The 20,140-nt window shown below is 70.5% G+C and carries 18 protein-coding genes; 7 read left to right on the top strand and 11 right to left on the bottom strand.

What is annotated here, in order from left to right:
• Positions 1 to 451: 451 nt before the first annotated feature.
• From PU704_RS15170 to ccsB, 3 genes are all read left to right on the top strand, one after another.
• Positions 452 to 1,072, top strand: a complete 621-nt coding sequence (locus PU704_RS15170) for a TlpA family protein disulfide reductase (protein ID WP_277551919.1) — start codon at positions 452 to 454, stop codon at positions 1,070 to 1,072.
• Between the two features lie 161 nt (positions 1,073 to 1,233).
• Complete coding sequence (gene resB, locus PU704_RS15165) at positions 1,234 to 2,859, top strand: cytochrome c biogenesis protein ResB (RefSeq protein ID WP_277551918.1); 1,626 nt, start codon at positions 1,234 to 1,236, stop codon at positions 2,857 to 2,859.
• A 14-nt stretch (positions 2,860 to 2,873) separates the two neighbouring features.
• On the top strand, positions 2,874 to 3,965 hold the full coding sequence (ccsB, locus tag PU704_RS15160) for a c-type cytochrome biogenesis protein CcsB (RefSeq protein ID WP_277551917.1): 1,092 nt from the start codon (positions 2,874 to 2,876) through the stop codon (positions 3,963 to 3,965).
• A gap of 120 nt (positions 3,966 to 4,085) precedes the next feature.
• Here the strand turns inward: ccsB and PU704_RS15155 are convergent, their stop codons facing one another.
• From PU704_RS15155 to PU704_RS15145, 3 genes are all read right to left on the bottom strand, one after another.
• On the bottom strand, positions 4,086 to 5,318 hold the full coding sequence (locus PU704_RS15155; RefSeq protein WP_277551916.1) for a heparan-alpha-glucosaminide N-acetyltransferase domain-containing protein: 1,233 nt from the start codon (positions 5,316 to 5,318) through the stop codon (positions 4,086 to 4,088).
• 94 nt (positions 5,319 to 5,412) lie between these two features.
• Positions 5,413 to 6,276, bottom strand: coding sequence for a F510_1955 family glycosylhydrolase (locus tag PU704_RS15150; protein ID WP_338130236.1), 864 nt, complete (start codon positions 6,274 to 6,276; stop codon positions 5,413 to 5,415).
• Positions 6,273 to 7,796 (bottom strand): multicopper oxidase family protein, encoded by a 1,524-nt coding sequence (locus PU704_RS15145; RefSeq protein ID WP_277551914.1) that lies wholly within the window; start codon positions 7,794 to 7,796, stop codon positions 6,273 to 6,275. Before PU704_RS15145 ends, PU704_RS15150 begins: the two co-directional genes overlap by 4 nt.
• A 160-nt stretch (positions 7,797 to 7,956) precedes the next feature.
• On the opposite strand from PU704_RS15145, the gene PU704_RS15140 reads away from it, so the two are divergent.
• The 4 genes from PU704_RS15140 (at position 7,957) to PU704_RS15125 (ending at position 10,966) form a co-directional block, all read left to right on the top strand.
• Positions 7,957 to 8,664, top strand: coding sequence for a response regulator transcription factor (locus PU704_RS15140; protein WP_277551913.1), 708 nt, complete (start codon positions 7,957 to 7,959; stop codon positions 8,662 to 8,664).
• Entirely contained in the window at positions 8,661 to 9,803 is a 1,143-nt protein-coding gene (locus tag PU704_RS15135; RefSeq protein ID WP_277551912.1) for a sensor histidine kinase, read from the top strand. The genes PU704_RS15140 and PU704_RS15135 overlap by 4 nt, the downstream gene beginning before the upstream one ends.
• 100 nt (positions 9,804 to 9,903) lie before the next feature.
• A complete protein-coding gene (locus PU704_RS15130; RefSeq protein WP_277551911.1) occupies positions 9,904 to 10,239 on the top strand; it encodes a heavy-metal-associated domain-containing protein in 336 nt (111 codons plus the stop codon).
• A 52-nt stretch (positions 10,240 to 10,291) separates the two neighbouring features.
• Positions 10,292 to 10,966 (top strand): DUF305 domain-containing protein, encoded by a 675-nt coding sequence (locus PU704_RS15125; protein ID WP_277551910.1) that lies wholly within the window; start codon positions 10,292 to 10,294, stop codon positions 10,964 to 10,966.
• Positions 10,967 to 11,778: 812 nt separating this feature from the next.
• Here the strand turns inward: PU704_RS15125 and PU704_RS15120 are convergent.
• From PU704_RS15120 to PU704_RS15085, 8 genes are read right to left on the bottom strand one after another with little or no spacing between them, the layout of a single operon-like run.
• Positions 11,779 to 13,200 (bottom strand): NADH-quinone oxidoreductase subunit N, encoded by a 1,422-nt coding sequence (locus PU704_RS15120; RefSeq protein WP_277551909.1) that lies wholly within the window; start codon positions 13,198 to 13,200, stop codon positions 11,779 to 11,781.
• Positions 13,201 to 13,215: 15 nt separating this feature from the next.
• Positions 13,216 to 14,712 carry a complex I subunit 4 family protein gene (locus PU704_RS15115; protein WP_277551908.1) on the bottom strand — a complete coding sequence of 499 codons (1,497 nt, stop codon included), beginning with the start codon at positions 14,710 to 14,712 and terminating at the stop codon, positions 13,216 to 13,218.
• The gene (locus tag PU704_RS15110) at positions 14,709 to 16,619 is read right to left on the bottom strand and encodes an NADH-quinone oxidoreductase subunit 5 family protein (RefSeq protein WP_277551907.1); all 1,911 of its coding nucleotides are present in this window, start codon (positions 16,617 to 16,619) and stop codon (positions 14,709 to 14,711) included. The genes PU704_RS15115 and PU704_RS15110 overlap by 4 nt, the downstream gene beginning before the upstream one ends.
• The gene (locus tag PU704_RS15105) at positions 16,616 to 16,918 is read right to left on the bottom strand and encodes an NADH-quinone oxidoreductase subunit NuoK (RefSeq protein WP_138976438.1); all 303 of its coding nucleotides are present in this window, start codon (positions 16,916 to 16,918) and stop codon (positions 16,616 to 16,618) included. The genes PU704_RS15110 and PU704_RS15105 overlap by 4 nt, the downstream gene beginning before the upstream one ends.
• Positions 16,915 to 17,478 carry an NADH-quinone oxidoreductase subunit J gene (locus PU704_RS15100; RefSeq protein ID WP_277551906.1) on the bottom strand — a complete coding sequence of 188 codons (564 nt, stop codon included), beginning with the start codon at positions 17,476 to 17,478 and terminating at the stop codon, positions 16,915 to 16,917. The genes PU704_RS15105 and PU704_RS15100 overlap by 4 nt, the downstream gene beginning before the upstream one ends.
• Before the next feature lie 3 nt (positions 17,479 to 17,481).
• The gene (locus PU704_RS15095; protein WP_277551905.1) at positions 17,482 to 18,417 is read right to left on the bottom strand and encodes a complex I subunit 1 family protein; all 936 of its coding nucleotides are present in this window, start codon (positions 18,415 to 18,417) and stop codon (positions 17,482 to 17,484) included.
• Positions 18,410 to 19,738 (bottom strand): hypothetical protein, encoded by a 1,329-nt coding sequence (locus tag PU704_RS15090; RefSeq protein WP_277551904.1) that lies wholly within the window; start codon positions 19,736 to 19,738, stop codon positions 18,410 to 18,412. Before PU704_RS15090 ends, PU704_RS15095 begins: the two co-directional genes overlap by 8 nt.
• The gene (locus PU704_RS15085; protein ID WP_277551903.1) at positions 19,729 to 20,073 is read right to left on the bottom strand and encodes an NADH-quinone oxidoreductase subunit A; all 345 of its coding nucleotides are present in this window, start codon (positions 20,071 to 20,073) and stop codon (positions 19,729 to 19,731) included. The genes PU704_RS15090 and PU704_RS15085 overlap by 10 nt, the downstream gene beginning before the upstream one ends.
• Positions 20,074 to 20,140: the final 67 nt, after the last annotated feature.

The following is a 20,140-nucleotide window of genomic DNA, read 5'->3' as shown; positions in this document are numbered from 1 at the left end:
TCCCGCGTGATCAGCGATAACGCCCATAGGAAGAGATCATTCTTCCCCTCCGGCATCATCGGAACGCCGCGCACCAGCAACAGCGCCTTGACCGTAGAACCGGCAAACCGACCCTCTTGCAGAAGGAAAGAGGCGATATGAAATCCTCCCCCAGAACAGTTACTATCCATCGTAGTACTTCCGTGGATGATGGTGCAGCACGTCGGCTGGGAAACAACGCGGAGTCGAGAACGGTTGCGGCCGCGCAATCGGCTTCGGCTACACGGTGGCCCCCGATCCTGGGCCTGCCTGGGATCTAGGACCTCGATGCCGGGTGCCGGCCCCGAACCTTCCCATGGCAAGCCCGCGGGGTAACCTCCCCAAACCCATCAGCTTCCCTGCCCATCAGGGCGGGGGGTCTGCGCTGCCCCTCCCGTCCCCACACCTATTCCAATCCTCAGGTGAAATGCCCATGATCTCCCGCCCCTCGCCCGCCTCCCGTCCGTCCCGCCGCCGCGTGCTCTCCCTCGCGGGCCTGGGCGTCCTCGGACTCGCCCTCGCCGGGTGCACGGAGGAGGACTCCCTCGCCCAGCAGGCGAACTCGGGGGACCAGAAGGGCTACATCGCCGGGGACGGCACGGTCTCCGAGTACCCGGCCGACCAGCGCGGGGAACCGGTCCAGTTCACCGGCACGCTCTTCGACGGCACGACCCTCTCCGCCGAGGACCTGCGCGGACGGCCCGCGCTGCTGAACTTCTGGTACGCCGGATGCGCCCCGTGCCGCGTCGAGGCCCCCGACCTCCGCGAGCTCGCCGAACGGTTCGACGGGCAGGCCGCGTTCTACGGCGTGAACCTGCGCGACGAGCGGGCCACCGCCGAGGCGTTCGAGCGCACCTTCGAGATCCCCTACCCCTCCTTCGAGGACAAGGACGGGGGCGTACTGATGGCGCTGAGCGCCTACGTGCCGCCGCAGGCCGTGCCGACCACGCTCGTGCTCGACGCCCAGGGGCGGGTGGCCGCCCGCATCCTCGGCATCGCCGACCGCTCCGTGCTCGAGACCCTCCTCGAGGACACGGTGGCCGAAGCGGCATGACGGCCGGCAACCCATCCCGCCCCAGTCCCGGGGTCAGAAAGGCCGGTATGAGCCCCACCGCCAGCAACACAGAGAGCAGCACCGCCAGTGGCGCCGGGGGCTCCTCAGCTGCTGGCCCTGGGAAAAATGACGTCGAGCTCCCCGCCCTCGGACCCCTCGGCATGGCCCGGTGGGCCTGGACCCAGCTGACCAAGATGAACACCGCCCTGTTCCTGCTGCTGCTCCTGGCGGTCGCCGCGGTGCCGGGCTCCATCTTCCCGCAGCGCATCCAGGACCCGGCGGCGGTCCAGGACTACCTCGACAACAACCCCGTCCTGGGGGAGTGGCTGGACCGGCTGCAACTGTTCGACGTCTTCTCCTCGGCGTGGTTCTCCGCGATCTACATCCTCCTGTTCGTCTCCCTCGTAGGATGCGTCCTCCCGCGCGCGGCCAAGCACTGGCGGGCGTGGCGGGCCGAGCCCCCGCGCACCCCGCGCCGGCTCGAACGGCTGCCCGAGCACCGGGTCCTCGCCCTGGGCGGGCGCGACGACGCCGGGGCACCGGCCCCCGACGACGTCGTCGCCGACGCCGCCCGGCTGCTCAGGAGGCGCGGCTACCGGGTGGCCGTGCGGGACGCCGGGACGGCCGCACCGTCGGTGGCCGCCGAGCGCGGCATGTGGAAGGAGGTCGGCAACGTCGTCTTCCACCTGGCCCTGCTGGGCGTGCTGGTGTCCGTGGCCGTCGGCTCCCTCTTCGGCTACAAGGGCCAAAAAATCCTCGTGGAGGGCGAGTCGTTTGCCAACACCCTGATCAACTACGACTCCTTCACCCCCGGCACCAACTACAACCCCGACTGGCTCGAGCCCTTCTCGATCCGGCTCGACCGCTTCGAGGCCGTGTTCAACCGGGACACCACGAACCCGCGCAGCTACGGGGCACCCCTGGACTTCACCGCGGAGATCACCGTCCAGGAACCGGGTACGGAGCCGCAGCCGGAGACCCTGAAGGTCAATGCACCGGTGAACGTCAACGGCGTGAAGTCTTTCCTCATTGGTAACGGCTACGCCCCGGTGATCCGGGTCACCGACGGCAACGGGGACGTCGCCTTCGAAGGCCCCGTGGTGACCATCCCCTCCGACGGGGTCTACACGTCCTCGCTGGTGCTGAAGGTCCCGGACGCGCGACCTGACCAGCTCGGCTTCACCGGGTTGCTGCTACCCACCGCGGTCACCGGACCGGACGGGATGCCGCGATCAGTGGACCCGGGTCTGGCCAACCCACAACTGATCTTGTCCTCCTACTACGGGGACCTGGGGCTGGACAACGGGGTCCCGCAGAACGTGTACGTCCTCGACGTCGAGGAACTCACCGAGCTCAACGGCATGCTCAGCCAGAGCGGACCGATCGCCATAGACGCCGCGAACCCCGTGCACGAGCTGCCCGAGGGCAAAGGCACGATCGAGTTCCTGGACGTCAAGCGTTACGTGGGCCTGGACATCGTCTACGACCCCGGCCGATTCGGGGCCTTCATCTCCTTCGTCCTGGCGTTCACGGGCCTGCTGATGTCCATGTTCATCTCCCGCCGCCGCGTCTGGGTGCGCGCGGGGCAGGGCGTCGACAGGAACGGCGGGGCCTGCACGGTCCTGGAGTACGGATTGCTGGCCCGCGGCGAGGACCCCCGGCTCGCTACCGAGGCCCAGCGGCTGAGCGAGCTGTTCACCGAGCAATGGGGAACCGCGGATCCGCCGGGGGACCCTGCCGCGCATCGGAGCACGAATCGGGCCTGGAGCGGGCCTAACCACGACTGAGAGGACAGGCATCCATGACCATCAACGAGACCCTGGGCACCTGGAGCGCGCTGTTCATGCTCTTGGCCGCCATGACCTACCTAGTGGCCTTCGTGGCCTTCGCCTGGGACATGGCCTCCCACTCCAGGACCCTGCGCCGAGCCGAGCATCACAGCAGACGGGACGAGCAACTGGTGGGCGCGGTGACCGCCCCTGCTCAGGTGGACAGCACCGCCGGAACCACCAAGGAGGCCGACGACTCTAGGCCCGGACTGGGCGCCAGTGAACGCGGCCGCGGACACCAGCCTTCTACCCGAGCCGTGCTGGCCGAACACGTCGCCGACTCCTCCATGCGCTACACCGGGGAACGCCGCCCCGCGGCGCGGGCGGCTCTGACCATCATGGTCCTGGCCTTCCTCCTCCACACCGCCGCGGTCGCCAGCCGGGCGATCGCCGCCGGCCGGGTGCCGTGGGGCAACATGTACGAATTTGCCACCACCGGGGCCCTGGTCGTGACCGGGGTGTACCTGGCCGCGCTCCTGGCCCGGGATCTGCGCTTCGTGGGGACCCTGGTGTCCGGGCTTGTGGTGATCATGCTGTGCGCAGCCACCATCGGCTTCCCCACCCCGGTGGGTCCGCTCGTCCCCGCGCTGCAGTCCTGGTGGCTGGTGATTCACGTGTCCATCGCGGTAGCGGCCTCCGGGATCTTCACCATCACGTTCGCCATGGCCGTGCTGCAGCTGCTGCAGTCCCGGCGCGAACGAGCGATCCTGTCCGGGGAGGCCCCTGGCATGGGCTTCCTGGCCATGGTCCCCTCCTCCCAGGCGCTGGAGAACCTGTCCTTCCGGCTCAACGCGGTCGGCTTCGCGTTCTGGACCTTTACTCTTGCCGCCGGCGCGATCTGGGCCGAGCAGTCCTGGGGCCGCTACTGGGGCTGGGATCCCAAGGAGGTCTGGACGTTCGTGATCTGGGTGGTCTACGCGGCCTACATGCACGCCCGCGCCACTCGCGGCTGGACCGGCACCCGCTCGGCCTGGCTGTCGATCACCGGCTACCTCTGCGTGATCTTCAACTTCACCGTGGTCAACACGGTGTTCGAGGGTCTGCACTCCTACTCCGGGCTCTGAGCCCCGCCTTCAGATCCGACTCTCGCAGACTGGCAGTCCTTCGACAGCATCGGTGCGTGGTTTCCCACATGTTCTCCGGAAGGCTCTCCCGTAGGAGGGGGTTCATCTTCCGTGTCGGGGTCAGTGGGGATCGAGGCGAGTCCGGTTCCCTACCGCGGCGCGGCCGGCTCCCTTGGCGGCCATGCTGACGAGTCGTTCGAAGGGTCCTTGCCCGAAGGCGCGCTGCCAACCCACCGCGAACAGGGCAGCCAGGAGGAGATAGGCCAGGAACCAGATCTCAGGCTGGTCGTAGTGCAGTTCAAAGGACAGCAGCACCAGCTGAGCCGAGTAGAGGGTCAAGGTCATCGCTCCCATCGCCGACAGAGGTAGCAGCCACGGCCCCATCGTGCGGGCCAGGAGAAGGAAGGTCCCGAGCACGGCCAGCCCGATCCCCAGGCTCCAGGCAATGGCCAGCGGCATGTTCGCGTGCGGGGTGGTGACGGCCAGCCACCACCCGGTGCTGGTGGGCAGCCCCTCGTCGGTTCCCCACACGAGGATCTCATCCACCACTTCCTCGCTCTGTTCCGGGACGCTGGGCAACAACTGGTGGTAGCCCTCGGCAATGTAGAGCAGAACGTAGGAGCTCAGGTAGGCGAATGCGGCGAACCCGGCCCCTATCAACACCAGCGAGGTTTGGACCTGCACATTGCGCAGGTTCAGACGCCCCAGGGCCAGGCCGGTCAGCAGGTACGTCATGTACGGCAGGGCCGGGTACGTGCCGGTCAGCAACAGCTGGGCCGCTGTCGCCCCGGGATCGGTGACCACGTCGTTGAAAGTGGGGTTGTAGGCGGTGGACTCCGGCAACCGGCCCCGCAGGATCTGCATCAGCACCGGTGCCACGACTCCGAAGAGCATCGCGCACATGACCAGGGTCACGGGGCGTAAGTGGAGGAAGGGAATGGTCAGCAGGAAGAACACCCCGTAGTAGACCAAGATGTTGACGGCCGGGGGGTCTTCAGGCATCAGGTACCCGATGGACATGCCCACTGCGGCGATCAGCAGAGCCCGGACCGCCACCCCGACCCGGGCGGCCGTCATCAACTGCCCCTGCCGACGGGTGCGCCCACCCGAGCCGAAAGCCAGCCCCACCCCGGCCAGCAAGGCGAACAACGCTGCCGAGTCCCCGGCGAAGAGGATCCAGGACCAGGTCGGCTCGTGTGTCTCCTCATCGGAGGCGGGCAGGAAATGGATGGCGGTCAACCCAATCAGCGCCAGCCCCCGGGCAGCGTCGATCGCGACCAGCCGCCCCCGCGTGGGGGAATCCTCTGGAGGAGTGGCCCGGTCGGGGGCTTCGGTTCCATGGCGGTCGCTCATCGCTCTCCTCGTCACTGTCCTCGTCGTCTGCAAGGCCGCCACGTCCGTGGCGGAATCCGCTGTTGCTCCGCAGCAAAGGTGCCGGTGTTGCCGGTCACAGCAGTTGCTCGACGGTGTTTCCTCCGTCGGTGATGCCCAGGACGGTGGAGCCAGCCACCAAAAGGGTCTCCACCGCCCCGTCGCCGGTCATGCTCGCCCCCAGGGCGGTGACCTCCCCGAAGGTTTCCCCGGTGGCCGTCCAGGTCTGCCCGGAGTCGTCGCTGATCAGCAAGCGGCCGCCAGGCCCAGCACCCACCACCGTGTGGTCATCGGCCCAGGCCACCAGGGACATCAACTGCGGGGTGTCCACGCTCGTCCAGTTGACCCCGCCGTCGGTGGATCGCAACAAGCCCTCCTCAGTGGTGGCCAGCGTCGCCCCGCCACTCGGGGCGATGGCCAGGGCCATCGGGGCGGAGGGGATCGCGAGGGTTTTCCAGTTGCGCCCATCGGTGCTGGTGCGCAGTTGCCCATCGAAGGCGAGAATCCGATCCGGGCCCGCGGTCAGGGCATGGAAGTCCGACTCCCCGGCCCGCGACAGCACACTCCAGGTCTGGCCCCCGTCGGTGGACTCGACCAGTCCCAGCGGCTCGGGCAACTCCACCCCGGGTCCGGGGTGGCCCGAGGCCAGATAGCGTCCGTCCCCGGTGGAGGTGAAGCCCATCAGGTCCACGGTCGGGCCGACCTGGGTGAGTTCCGTGTTCTCCAGCAGGAACAGGCCTTGGTGGGTGGCCAGCAGGATCACCCCGGTGGCCGTGTCCCGGCTGATGGCGTGCACGTGGGTGATGGCGGTGCCACCGTCGCTACCGGACGAGGACGAGGACTCCGACTGTGGTGACTGTGGTGAGCAGGCGGTGACAGCCCACCCCGTCCCGGCAACCAGGCCCACGGAGAACAAGGTGCGTCGGGTGACAACGGTCATGGGCGGTATCTCAGCTCGGTCGTCATGCCGGCCTCGGCGTGGTAGATGTTGTGGCAGTGGATCAGCCAGTTCCCGGGATTGTCCGCCTGCACGTCGATGGCCATCGACTGCATCGGGGCGATCAGGACGGTGTCCTTGCGCAGGCCGTTGGGCAGCGCGAAAGTGTGCCCGTGCAGGTGCCAGGGATGGGCCATCATCGTGTGGTTGGCCACGTTAAGCCGCACCCGCTGTCCCTCTTGAACCTCCAGTGGGTCGTGCTGCCCGTAAGGGGCCCCGTTGAATCCCCACTCGTAAGGATTCATCTGTCCGGTCATGGCCAGCTCCAGGCGCACATCAGGTTCCCGGGCTTCGAGCCGGGCGCTGTCGGCAGGTTTCAGCTGGGCACCGACCAGCACCGGCTTGTTCAACTCCGCCGGTCGCACGGACGGCGACGGAGCGGCACCGGAACTGGTGCGCACCAGACTCATGGCCTGCCCCTCCTTGCCCAGCGGCACGGCCACGAACGGGAAGACACCCTCGGCCAGGGTGACGGTCGCATCGTAGCGCTCCCCCATGCCCAGATAGAGGGCATCGGTGTCCTGCGGCTGCACGGGGAACCCGTCGGTGTGGGTGACCGTCATCCGGTGCCCGCCCAGGGCGACCGTGAAGATGGTGTCCGCAGCAGCGTTGATGATCCGCAGCCGCACCCGTTGGCCCGGCTTCGCAGTGAGCACCTCCGGGTCAGCCGGCACCCGCCCGTTGACCAGGTAGTGCGGGTAGGCCACGTCCCCGGCGTCATCGCCGTACGGGGAGTCACCGGCGCTCATGTTGCCGTGATCCATGCCAGCCATGCCCTCCGAGGAGCCAGAAGACATGTCCATGCCCTCCATGCCACCCATGCCACCCATGTTTCCGTGGTCCATGCCACCCTCCCCTGAGGAGGTCAGGGTGGTCAGGATGTCGTCGGGGGTCCGGCCCGTGCCGTCGACCCAGTCGTCGAGGACCAGGATCCACTCGTGGTCGTAGTCCCCGGGTTCCTGGGGGTCATCAATGATCAGTGGGGCATACAGGCCGCGGTCCAGCTGCACCCCGACGTGCGGGTGGTAAAAATAGGTGCCCGGATCCGGGACGGTGTAGTCGTAGGTGTAGGTGGCACCGGCTGCGATCGGGTCCTGGGTCACCCCGGGCACCCCATCCGCTGCCGGGTCCAGGGCAATCCCGTGCCAGTGCACGGTGGTCTGCGCCGGCAACTGGTTGTCGACGGTGATCCGCAGGCGGTCCCCGGCGGTTGCGCGGATGAGCGGACCGGGGGCGCTGTCACCGTAGGCCCATGTCGACACGGTCGGCCCGCCCAGGTCCAGGCGCACCGGCCGGGCGGTGAGCGTCTTGGCGACAACGCGCTGACCGGCGCCCGCAGAGGCCGCCCTGGACCCCGTGCCGGCCGCGGAGGAGGTGGAAGGAGCGGAACAGGCCGCCAGGGCACTGGAGCCGAGCAGGCCCAGCCCCCCGACCACCAGGCTTCTACGGGAGAGGGTGTTCATGAATTCCTTTCCGGGTCATCAGGCAAGATGGGGATCCAGAACCATCTTCGGCGGGTCAGGAGCAGGAAAGAGTCCGATTCCCTTGAAGGTTTGACGAAGATTGTGGAGAATCCGGTCCCCGGCGGCGATCTGCCCGAGGCGACGGGGGACACTAAGGGGCATGACTTCCGGCACCGACTCCGCGGCCCCAGCCGGGCGTGTGCTCGTGGTGGACGACGAGAAGCCCCTGGCCCAAATGGTCGCCACCTACCTGACTCGGGCCGGCTTCGACGTCACCGCCGCCCATACCGGCCCCGACGCCCTTCAAGCCGCCCGCACCCGGGAGCCCGACGTCGTCGTCCTGGACCTGGGGCTTCCCGGGCTGGACGGGATCGAGGTGTGCCGCCGACTGCGGGCCTTCTCGGAGTGCTACGTGCTGATGCTCACCGCCCGCGGGGACGAAGAGGACAAGCTGGCCGGGCTGGAGGTCGGGGCCGATGACTACATCACCAAGCCCTTCAGCGTCCGTGAGCTCGTCGCCCGGGTCCAAGCGGTGCTGCGCCGGCCCCGCACCACGATCGCACCACCGGAGCCGGAGCGAGTGGTCGGGGATCTCGTCATCGACCTCGCCACCCACGAGGCCCGGGTGGCCGAGACCCCGGTGGCATTGACCCGCACCGAGTTCGATCTGCTCGCGGCCCTGTCCGCCCGCCCGCACCAACCGCTCTCGCGCCGTCAGCTCATCGACACCGTCTGGGACCCAGCCTGGGTGGGCGATGAGCGGATCGTAGACGTGCACATCGGGCACCTGCGCCGCAAGCTCGGCGCGGACCCAAGCCGTTATATCGACACCGTGCGCGGAGTCGGTTACCGGATGGTGGCCCGATGAGCCCCCGGCGCGAACGCGGGTTGGCCTCTCGGTTTCTGGGCGCCCAGTTGCTGGTGGTGGGCACCAGCCTCGTGGCCGCGATCGTGGTGGCCTCCCTGGTCGGCCCAGCGCTGTTCCACGATCACCTCGTCATGGCCGGGCACCCCGAGAGCTCTCCGGAACTGCTGCACGTGGAGCGGGCCTACCGCGACACCAACCTGATCACTCTGACCGTGGCCCTGGCCACCGCCTTGATCTGTGCGCTACTGGCCACCGTCTGGCTCTCCCGCCGCATCCAAACCCCGCTGGGAAAGCTAACCGAGGCGGCCCAAAGGATGGCCCGCGGCCGCTACGACACCCGGGTCCCGGCCATGGGCGCCGGGGCGGAAGTGGACGCCCTGGCCACTTCGTTCAACACCATGGCCGAGCGGCTGCAGCGTACCGAGGACACTCGACGCCAGATGCTCTCCGACCTGGCCCACGAGATGCGCACCCCCATCTCCGTGCTCACCGTTTACCTCGAGGGCCTCCAGGACGCAGTCATCGACTGGGACACCACCACCAGCGACGTCATGGCCGAGCAGATGGCTCGGCTGACCCGGCTGGTCGAAGACATCAACGACGTCTCCCGCGCTGAGGAAGGCAGGTTCGTGCTCGACCGTGCGGAAGAGTCCGTGACCGATCTGCTCCAGGCCGCCGGCGACGCCGCGAAAGAAGCCTACGCAGCCAAGGGCGTCACCCTGGAGATCGAGGCCACGGAACCGGCGGGGACCGTGGACGTGGACCGGCAACGCCTCGGACAGGTGCTGGGCAACCTGCTCTCCAACGCCCTGCGCCACACCCCGCCCGGCGGTACGGTGACCATCAGCACGGGCGGGCAGGGCTCAGAAGACGTCGCCATCCGCGTCACCGACACGGGCGAAGGCATAAGCCGTGAACAGCTGCCGCACGTCTTCGAGCGCTTCTACCGCGGCGACACCGCCCGGGACCGCGACCACGGCGGCTCCGGAATTGGCCTGACCATCTCGAAAGCCCTGGTCGAGGCCCACGAAGGCGCTCTCACCGCCCACTCCCCCGGGCCCGGACACGGAACCGTGTTCATCGCAACACTGCCACGCCACAGCCACGACAGGGCAGAGCAGGCGATGATCACCACCTGAGCCCAACCGCCTTGATATATACCCCTACGGGGTATATATCTACTTGTTGGGCGCGATCCCCCTTGCCGAAAGGCACTATCCCTATTCGAAGGAGCCCGCCGTGACCGATGCGACCAATCTCAGACTTCCTCTCGTCTCCACCGGTTGCGCCTGCTGCGCACCGCCTGCCGCACAGGACGAACCAGCCTCAACCAACCCTCGGGTGCCCTCCGACGTCAGCACCTCGACGACCTACCAGGTGGAGGGCATGACATGCGGCCACTGCGCTGGGCGAGTGACCGATGCCCTGACCGCCCTGGAGGGCGTCCAAGACGTAGAGATCGACCTCGTAGCCGACGACACCTCCGCCGTCACCGTGACAAGCCAACGACCGATGTCGACGAAGGCCGTCCGATCCGCCATCGAGGAGGCCGGCTACACGCTGGCCACTTCCTGACCGCCCCGGGGCCACCCCGCGCCCCAACCCATCCCCAATGTAAGGACATATTGTGAAGCGTTCCACCACCCTGACCACCCTCGCCCTGACCACCGCCCTGGCCTTGGTCGGCTGCGGCACCGGTGCCGAAGAGAGCACCGAGACCGCCCCGGAAACCGCTGCCCCGGCCACCTCCAGCGCCCAGGCCACGAGCACCACCTCGGCCTCCCCCTCCGGGTCCGCCGAGGCGATCGCCGCCGAGCACAACGACGCCGACGTGATGTTCGCCCAAATGATGATCCCCCACCACCAGCAGGCCGTGGAGATGAGCGAGATGCTGCTGGCCAAGGACAACATCCCGGACAACGTGCGCGATTTCGCCCAAGGTGTGGTCGCGGCCCAGGGCCCGGAGATCGAGCGCATGAATGCCATGCTCACCGCTTGGGACGAGGAACCCCTGATGGAGTCCGACGGCATGGAAGGCATGGACCACGGCTCGAGCATGGACGGGATGATGAGCGAAGAGGACATGCAACAGCTGGAGGACGCCCAGGGCACCGAAGCCGCCCGACTGTACCTGGAGCAGATGACCGTCCACCACGAGGGCGCCGTGGACATGGCCCGCGACGAGGTCGACAACGGCGAGAACCCGCAGGCCGTGGCCCTGGCCCAGCAGGTCATCGAGGACCAGGAGGCCGAGATTCAGGAGATGAAGACCATGCTCCAGGAGTTGCCCGAGCAGTCCTGACCCGCACACACCCGGGGGCCGCCGCGTCCGCGCGGCCCCCGGACACCGAGCCGGCCAAGAAACACCGTCATGGTGTGGCACATGGAATGGGCCTAGCCTTGCTGACTCCTGAGCATGGTGGTGCTGGTAAGGCGTTCACTGGGACCGCAGGCTCCAGCACCCGACAAGGCGGCTCCGTCCCGCCGCCGACCAGCGCGGGACCTCGCCGGGCTCACGAGACCCTCAAGGAGCGCTTCGCCTGCGAGGAGACCACCACCGGGACGCACTATGAACGGCATTGAGCCCTCGAGGAGGGCCATCGGTGAGCCCGCTGACGCGCCGATGGAACCGACCCGGCGATGGATCAGCGATGGCGAGACGGCCCCCGAAGCAGGCAAGGGCCTGGTGGAACCTCAGATGCCGGCTACGCCGAGGCGATCGGTGACGTGGACGCGGCCTCCGCCTCCCGGGTCCTGGACCCCCTCGAGGAGGGTGTGGGGAAGGTGTCCGTGGACTTCACCCAGCACACCGAGGGATTCTACTTCCAGGAGAGCAACCCCGACCTGTCCTTGGCCCGGCAGCTGCCGTATGCGCTGCGGTTGGTCGATGCGGCCATGGCTCGGCCCGAGGCGGCGGTGCGGCTGGGCGCCCAGCGGCTGTCCTCGGCCCTGGAGCAGCTCGGGTCCGAGATCAAGGAGGACTTCGTGGGCACCGGGGAGGACCCCGGGGGCGGTCTTCGCCGCCTATGCGGCCGAGCACGGCCAGAGCACTCGGGCCTGAGTTCGCGTTCTCGGCGTTGCGCACGGGCGGTCCGGGGCGCGGAGTCGCTGCACCTACATGACCAGGGGGCCGTCGATGGCCTCCCACAGGGCACCGGCCAGGACGCCCAGCACCAGGCTTGCGGTCGCGGCGACCCCAGCGGTGGCGGCCGGCCAGGCGGCCGCCCCGCCGCGTCCGGGGAATCCCGCGGTGTGCTGGTCCGGGCGGGCGAAGACGGGGGCGAACCAGCGCAGGTAGTAGAAGAGGCTGAGCACGCTGTTGAGCACCACCACCAGGACCAGCCAGCCGTGCCCGCCGTCCCAGGCGGCGGTGGCGGTGGTGAGCTTGCCGACGAACACGGCCAGCGGCGGGGTGCCCACCAGCCCCAGCAGCGCCACCAGCAGCGCCAGCCCCAGGCCGGGGCGGGAGCGGGCCAGGCCCCGGTAGCCGGCCAGCTCCCGGTGTCCGGGCAGCGCGGCCGTGACGGCGAAGGCGGCGACGTTGGTGACGGCGTAGGCGGCGAGGTAGAACAGCAGCGAGGGCAGGGCCAGGTCGCTGCGCCCGGCCGCGGCCACGGGCACGAGCAGGAACCCGACCTGGGCCACCGTCGACCAGCCCAGCAGCCGTCGCGGGTCGGTCTGCCAGTAGGCGGCGAGGTTGCCCAGGAACATCGAGGCGGTGGCCAGCAGTCCCGCGACGAACAACCAGGAGCCGTCCCCGGCGGCGACCGTGGCCACGAGCCGGTACACGGCCACCAGCGCCCCCACCTTGGGCACAGTGGTGAGGAACGTAGCGGCGGTGGCCCCGGTGCCCTGGGCGGCGTCGGGCACCCAGAAGTGGAAGGGCACCCCACCGGCCTTGAAGAGCAGCCCGGCGAGCACGCCCAGCACACCCGCCCCCACGGCTCCTGCCGGGGCGGCAGGCAGTGTCTCCTGGAGCAGGGCGTAGTCGGTGCCGCCGGCCAGGGCGTAGAGCACGGTGACCCCGGCCATGAGCAGGATCCCGGACAGCGCCCCCATGAGGTAGGTCTTCATGGCGGCCTCGGCCCCGGCGCGGCCGCCGGTGAGCCCGACGATCCCGTACAGGGGGATGCTGGCCAGCAGGAAGCCGGCGATCAGCACGAGCAGGTCGGTGGCCCCGGCCAGGACCATCACCCCGGTGGTGGCGAGGAGCAGCAGCGCGTACGTGTCCGACTCCCGCGGGGACCCGGCGAGCTCCCCGGAGGCCACCCCCAGCACCAGCAGGGTGGTCAGGGCGGCGATCACCCGGGCGGCACCGGTGGCGGTGTCCACGGTGAAGGTGCCGCTGAAGGCGCTCTGCGCGGGTCCGGTCATGGCGAGGACGGCCGCGGCCGCAGCACCCAGCAGGGCCAGGGCGGCGACCACGCGGGCGATCCACTGGCGGTCCCGGGGCAGGAACGATCCGCCCAGCAGCACCACCAGCCCCCCGAGGAAGACGACGATTTCCGGCAGCAGCAGCTCCGGGCGCATCTGCATCGAGGCCTCCACCGGCTACCGCCCGACCAGGCTCACGAGGGCCGCAGAGGCCGGCTCGATCACCTCGAGCAGCACCCGGGGCAGCACGCCGATGAGCAGGGACAGGCCCAGCAGGGGACCGGCGGACCACAGCTCCCGCGCCCGGAGGTCCGCGAACCCGGGGGTGTGCCCGGCCGCGGGGCCGGTGAAGACCCGCTGCAGGGCCCGCAGGAACAGGGCGGCGGTGACCAGGATGCCCAGCAGGGCGACCGCGGTGACCGGGGCAACCGCGATGCTGCCGGCGAAGATCTGGAACTCGGCGATGAACCCGGAGAACCCGGGCAGCCCCAGGGAGGCGAAGGCCCCCACCGCGAACAGCGCCGCGTAGCGCGGGGCGGGAGCGGCCAGCCCGCCGTAGGAGCCCATGTCGTAGGTGCCGGCCCGGTCCTGCATCACCCCGGCGAGCAGGAACAGGGCGGCGGTGATCAGCCCGTGGCTGACCATCTGCACGACCGCGCCGGTGACCGCCACGGAACGGGCCTGGGCGGCGTCCTCGGCCAGGAGCCCGACCGCGCCCAGGGCCAGGACGATGTAGCCCATGTGGTTGACGGAGGTGTAGGCGATCATCCGCTTGAGATCCGTCTGGGCCAGGGCCACGAACGCCCCGTAGAGCACCGAGACGACGCCCACGGCCACGATCACCCAGGCCCACGCCCGCCACGCCTCGGGCAGCATCGGCATGGCGATGCGCACGAACCCGTAGGTGCCCATCTTCAGCAGCACCCCCGCCAGCACGGCCGAGCCGGTGGCCGGGGCGTCGGTGTGGGCCGGGGGGAGCCAGGTGTGGAAGGGCACGGTGGGGGTCTTCACGGCCAGGCCCACCAGGATCGCCGCGAGCACCAGCCCCCCGGTGAGCGGCTCGCCCGCCAGCGGCGTCGTGGCGACGAGCTCGGGGATGTCGAAGGTGTGCGGGTCCGAGGCGACGTAGAGCCCGATGAAGCCCAGCAGCAGGGCCAGGGAGCCCAGGAACGTGTAGAGGAAGAACTTCAGCGCCGAGCGGGCCGCGTTGCCGTGGCCCCACCCGGCGATCACGAAGTACATGCCCACGATGGAGAGATCGAAGAAGACGAAGAACAGGATGAGGTCGGCCGCCACGAACACGCCCATGCTCACGCCCTGCAGGAACAGGAAGAGTGCGGCCTGCGCACGGGGCCGGTCCGCGTCCCGCAGGGCGTAGACGGCACAGGCCAGGAACACCACGGCCGTCATGGCCAGCAGCGGCAGGGAGAGCCCGTCCACGCCCACGTGGTAGCTGCTGTTGACCCCGGGGATCCACGGCACCTGCTCCTCGAACGCCAGCCCGTTGGGACCCGGGTCCTCGTAGCCGGCCCACAGCACGCCCACGAGCAGCAGCTCCACGACGCTCACCGCCACCCACGCCCACCGCGCGGCCGCGGGCCCGATCGCAGGCACCACGGCCAGGACGGCGGCGACCGCCAGGGGCAGGAAGACGATCAGACTCAGCATGCTCATCCCATCACGGCGTAGACGGACCAGGCCACGACGCCGACGGCGAGCACCGCGACGGCCTGGAGGAAGTACTGGTGGACGGCCCCGGTCTGCGGGGCCCGGGCCAGCTGCCCGAGCCGGCGGACCCGGCCGGCGAGGCCCTCGACGGCGCCGTCCACGACCGTGTCGTCGAGCCGGGCCGCGCCCCGGCCGACCACCTCGGCGGCGTGCGCGGTGGCCTCGACCCCGGTGTCGAGGACCCGGTCGTCGAACCGGGCCGCGGCCCGGGCCAGCACCGGGACGGCCCCGGCCGCGGCGGTCACGGCGCGGTCCAGGACGAGGTCGTCGAACCGTGCCAGGGTCTGCGCCAGACCCAGCGCGGGGCGCACGACGACGGCGTGCGCGGCGGCCTCCAGCCCCAGCCACCCCGCGGCCCAGCCCGGCTCGGGGGCGCGCAGGCGCAACATCAGCAGCAGGACGATCAGGGCGATCGCGGCCGAGACCAGCAGCTCCACGGGCGAGACCGCACCGTGCCCGCCCAAGGCCTCGGCCAGGGTCCAACTGACCGGGGGCAGGGCCAGGACCCCCAGCACGGCCGCCCCGGCGGCGAGCACGACCAGCGGGGCCTGCTCCAGCACCCCCACCTTCCCGGTGCCCCCTTCCGCGGCCTCCGTACGGACACCTCGGCGCCAGATCGTCCACAGGACCTTGCCCGCGTAGGCCGCCGACAGGGCCGCCGCCACGAGCCCGGCGGCGTAGAGCCACACCGAGGCCTCGAGGGCCCCGGCCAGCACCGCGTCCTTGGTCGCCCACAAAGACAGCGGGGCGATCCCGGCCAGGGCCAGTGCCCCCACGGTCGCGGTCACGCCCACCACCCGCCACCGGCGGCCCGACCCGCGCAGTGCCGCGAGCTCCTCGGTGCCCAGTGCTGTCAGCCACGCCCCGGCGGCCAGGAACAGCAGCGCCTTGGTGGAGGCGTGGGCCACCAGGTGGGCCGCCCCGCCGCTGACCGCGCCCACCCCGGCGGCCAGCACCACGAAACCCAGCTGCGCCACCGTGGAGGCCGCCAGCAGCTGCTTGAGCTCCCGCTGGGCCAGCGCCACGATCCCCATCAGCACCGCGGTGACCACCCCGATCCACGCCGCGGCCGGGCCCGCCCACCCGGTAGAGGCCAGCAGCGGCTCCACGCGCAGCAGCAGGTAGCCGCCCATGGCCACCATCGCCGCCGAATGCAGCAGCGCACTCACCGGGCTGGGGCCCTTCATCGCCCCCGACAGCCAGAACGAGAACGGCAGCTGCGCCGCCTTGCCCAGCGCCGCCACCAGGATCCCAGCCGCGACCACGTGCCGCCACGGGCCCTCCGCCGCCGGCAGGGCAGACAGCGCCATCCCGGCCCCGCCCGCCAGGGCGGCCCCGGCGGCGACGTAGAGCCCCAGGTCCGCGGTGCGGGTGGTGACGAAGGCGGTGAGCCCAGCCGAGACGCGATCGGCGTCCCGCCACCAGAACCCGATCAGCGCGTAGGAGGTCGCGCCCATCAGCTCCCAGGCGAACAGCAGCGCCGGCAGGCTCGCGGCCGTGACCGTGGCCAGGGCCGCGGCGGCGAAGACCAGCATCAGCCCGTGGAACCGCGGTCGTCCCTCTCGAATGCTGCCGGCCGCGAAGACCAGCACCAACAGGGTCACTCCCGCGACCATCGGGAGGGTCAGTGCCGCGAGGGCGTCGACCTCCAGCGCGAAGTCGGCCCCGGCCACGAACGGATACGCCAGGGCCGGCCGCGTCAGGGCGGCGGCGGCCGCCAGCACCGTGGTCAGCGCAGCGGTCGACATCGCGACCGGGGCCGCGGCCCGCTCCGCCCGGGTGAGGGCGAGCACCGCCCCCACGGTGGCCGGGAGCACCACCACGGCCAGCAGCACGGACTGGGCCGCGGTCATCGGGAGAGCTCCTCGGCCATGTCGGTCATGTCGGTCTGCCGCCTGCGGTGCAGCAGCGTGGCCACGGCGAAGCCCATGGCCATCTCCACGGTCATGGCCGCCAGGACCACCAGCAGCAGCACCTGCCCGGAGGGGTCCGGGGCCAGGAACCACCAGAACCCTGCCGCGGCCAGGAGCACCCCGTTGATCATCAGCTCCAGGCCCATCATCACCATCACCACCACCTGCTGGGACAGGGCCCCGTAGAGCCCCACCGCGAACAGCGCGGAGGCCACGACCAGCACCGCTTCCAGGGTCACCGGCCCACACCTCCCGGCTGCGGGTCCTCGGCCGGGCGGCGGCGCAGATCGTCACCGAACCGGTCGTAACGGGTGCGGTGGGCGGCCAAGACCACCCCGGCCACGATGGTGGCCACCATGACCGGGCCCACCACGGCCATGACCAGCATCTTCTCGCCCATGATCTCCAGGCCCAGCGCGTGCGTGAGGTCCTCGGGCGGGGCGCCGCGCCGCTGCGGCCACGGGACGAGCAGGGCGCCGGCGGCCAGCAGCACGAAGACCCCGGCCGAGGCGCCGATCGCGGTCTTCTTCCCGTGGGTCATGTCCATGGGCATCAGCGCCGGGTTCATGCCCATGAACATCACCATGTAGACCGCCATCACCGCCATCTCCATCACCATCATGAGGATCGTGATGATCCCCAGGTAGCTCTGGCCCAGCAACAGGATCTGCACCCCCACGGCGATGAAGGACAGCGCCAGGGCATAGGTGGCCCGGGCCATGGAGTCCACCACGAACACGGCCACTCCCGCGGCCACCGCCACCACGGCGAACACCCAGAACACGATTCCGACCAGCACGGCTCAGCCCTTCCACACGACGACGAGGGACACGACCAGGTCCTGAACCACGGCGGCCGGGAGCAGGACCACCCACCCGACCTCCATAAACCGGTCCGGGCGCAGCAGCGGAACCTTCCGCCGCAACCACACAAGCACCGCCAGCACTGCCACGGTCTTCACCAGCACCCACGCCCAGCCAGGCAGGACCGGCCCGGCCCCACCCCCGAGGAACAGCGGCACCGAGAAGGCGGCACCGGCGGCCAGGAACAGGTAGCGCCCGGCCTGGAAGACGAGACGGTCGACCCCCGAGAGCTCGGCCAATACCCCACCGGTGATGTCCGCGGCCAGCGCCGGGGCGAACGGGCCCCACACGGAGAAGCCCGTCACGCCGATGAGGAAGACGAGGAACGCCACCGGCATCCACACCACGAACCACACCCCGTCCTGCGCGGCCGCCACATCCCCCACGGCCAGACTGCCGGCGGCGATCGCCGGGGCCACCAGCGCGAACATCAACGGCAGCTCGTAGGCCAGCCCGTGGGCCAGGAAGCGGTAGCCGCCCACCAAGCCGTGGGCGGAGTTCGCGCCCCACCCCACCAGCCAGACCAGCGCCCAGACCATGACGTCCACGGTGTTGAACCACACGACACCGACGTCCAGGTCCGCCAGCGTCCACTCCCCCAGCGGGAGCACCGCGATCATCAGGAACGCCCCGACCAGCATGCCCGCGCCACCGACCCGCCACAGCAGCGTGTCCGCGGCCACGGTGACCCGGCACCGCTGCCGCAGCAGCCTCACCGTGCGGCTCAGCGGCGCCGACCAGCCCCCGCTGCTGCCCTGCGCCCGCGCCGAGAGCACCGCATCCAGCGCCACCGCGAAGAAGGCCAGCCCGCACAGGAGAATCCCCGCCAGCACCGCCCACCCGCCGGGAACGGTCGTCACCACGCTCTCAGCCATGCCCCACCTCCTGGACGGCAGGATGCGGCTCGAGATCCAGGCTCGCCACGGCCAACCGCACGGCGCCCAGCTCCAGTCCGGTCACCAGCTCCGGCAGCACCGCCCACGGCACCGCGCCGCCCTCCACCGGGACCGGCTCCGCGCCACCGGCCTCGGCCCGGATCCGTTCCACCCGGGACAGCAGCCGGTCGTGGGCGTCCCCGAGGCAGTGCCGCGGCAACCCGTGGCGCTCCGGAGCGGACGGGTCGAGCGGCAGCACGCCCCGCAGCGACCAGCGGAGCAGTCGTGATCTCCGGACCGTCCGGTGCAGCCGCTCGGCGGCGGTCCGGGCGGCGTCTTGATCACCGTGCAGGAGGGCGTCCCGGGCGCGGCGGGCGCCGGCCGCCGCGTCCTCGGCCCCGGCCAGGGCCAGCAGCGCCACGACCTGGTCGCACCACACCACCGCCGCCGGCGCGGGACCAGGACACGGGCCGGCCGCTCCGGGGCCGTGGTCCTCGGCGTCGACCACGGAGGCTTCGGCGTCGACCACGACATCCCCCTGCAACGAACAGCGCAGCACGAGCCCGGCCGGCCAGAACGGCAGCACGGGACCGAGCGGAAGATGGAGCACGTCCATCTCCAGTCCGTCACGGTCCTCCCCGCCCTGCGCCAAGGGGATGCCCCCCGGAGCCATGTCCATCCCACCGTGGCCGCCGTGCCCGCTGTGGTCCATGCCGCCATGACCCCCGTGGTCCATCCCGCCGTGGTCCATCCCGCCGTGGTCCATCCCGCCGTGGTCCATCCCGCCGTGGTCCATCCCGCCGTGGTCCATCCCGCCGTGGTCCATCCCGCCGTGGTCCATCTCGCCGTGGTCCATCTCGCCGTGGTCCATCTCGCCGTGGTCCATCTCGCCGTGGTCCATCTCGCCGTGGTCCATCTCGCCGTGGTCCATGCCCCCGTGACCCCCATGATCCGCGTCGTCGGGGATCTCGGGCTCCTGCGCCCGCTCCTGGGCGTCGGTCCGGTGCTGCGGGGTGTCGAGCAGGAGCGCTGCGGCGTCGTCGAGGGCGGAGCCCACAGTTCCGGGCGAGGTGATGTCGGCGCGGACGCGGGGACCGGGCATCTGCTCCCAGAGGCGGTCCACCAGCTCCGAGAGCTCAGGACCGGGCACACCGCACACCGCGAGCACGTCCGCATCCGCCGGTGTCCACGCCGGCCGCCACCCGCGGCGGAGCAGCTGGTGCTCGAGCTCCATCCGAGTCGCCCACTGACCCGGGACCTCGACGACGAGGACCTGGGCGGCCCGGACCGCGAGCCGGGCGAGAGCACCGCTCAGGCCCATCGGAAGGCTCCTTCCCGCCAGGCCCAGGCCACGGCGACGAGCAGGGCCCCGAGGAACAGGAACATCTCCACCACCGCGGAGATCCCCTTCTCGATCACTACCACCGCCCACGGATACATGAAGAGCATCTCGACGTCGAAGGCCAGGAACACGATCGAGGCGAGGTACCAGCGGGCGTGGAATCGGGACAGCGCGTGCTCCTGCGGCATCCACCCGGACTGGGTGGGCAGAACCGTCAGCGGGTCGGCGGCGATGGCGGCAACGCGGTGGAGTGCATAGAGGAGAACGACGACCGACAGCGCCACCAGGGCCATGGCCACGATCCCGGAGTACACGACGGTCTCCCCTTTCGCGCGGTCGGAACATCGAAGTCTGTCGTTGATCAGTGGGGGCCACCCTAAC

The organism is Kocuria oceani, assembly GCF_029524215.1.
Taxonomy (GTDB): Bacteria; Actinomycetota; Actinomycetes; order Actinomycetales; family Micrococcaceae; genus Kocuria; species Kocuria oceani.
The sequence above is the reverse complement of the archived record's forward strand: the minus strand, read 5'-3'. Positions and strand labels throughout refer to the sequence as shown.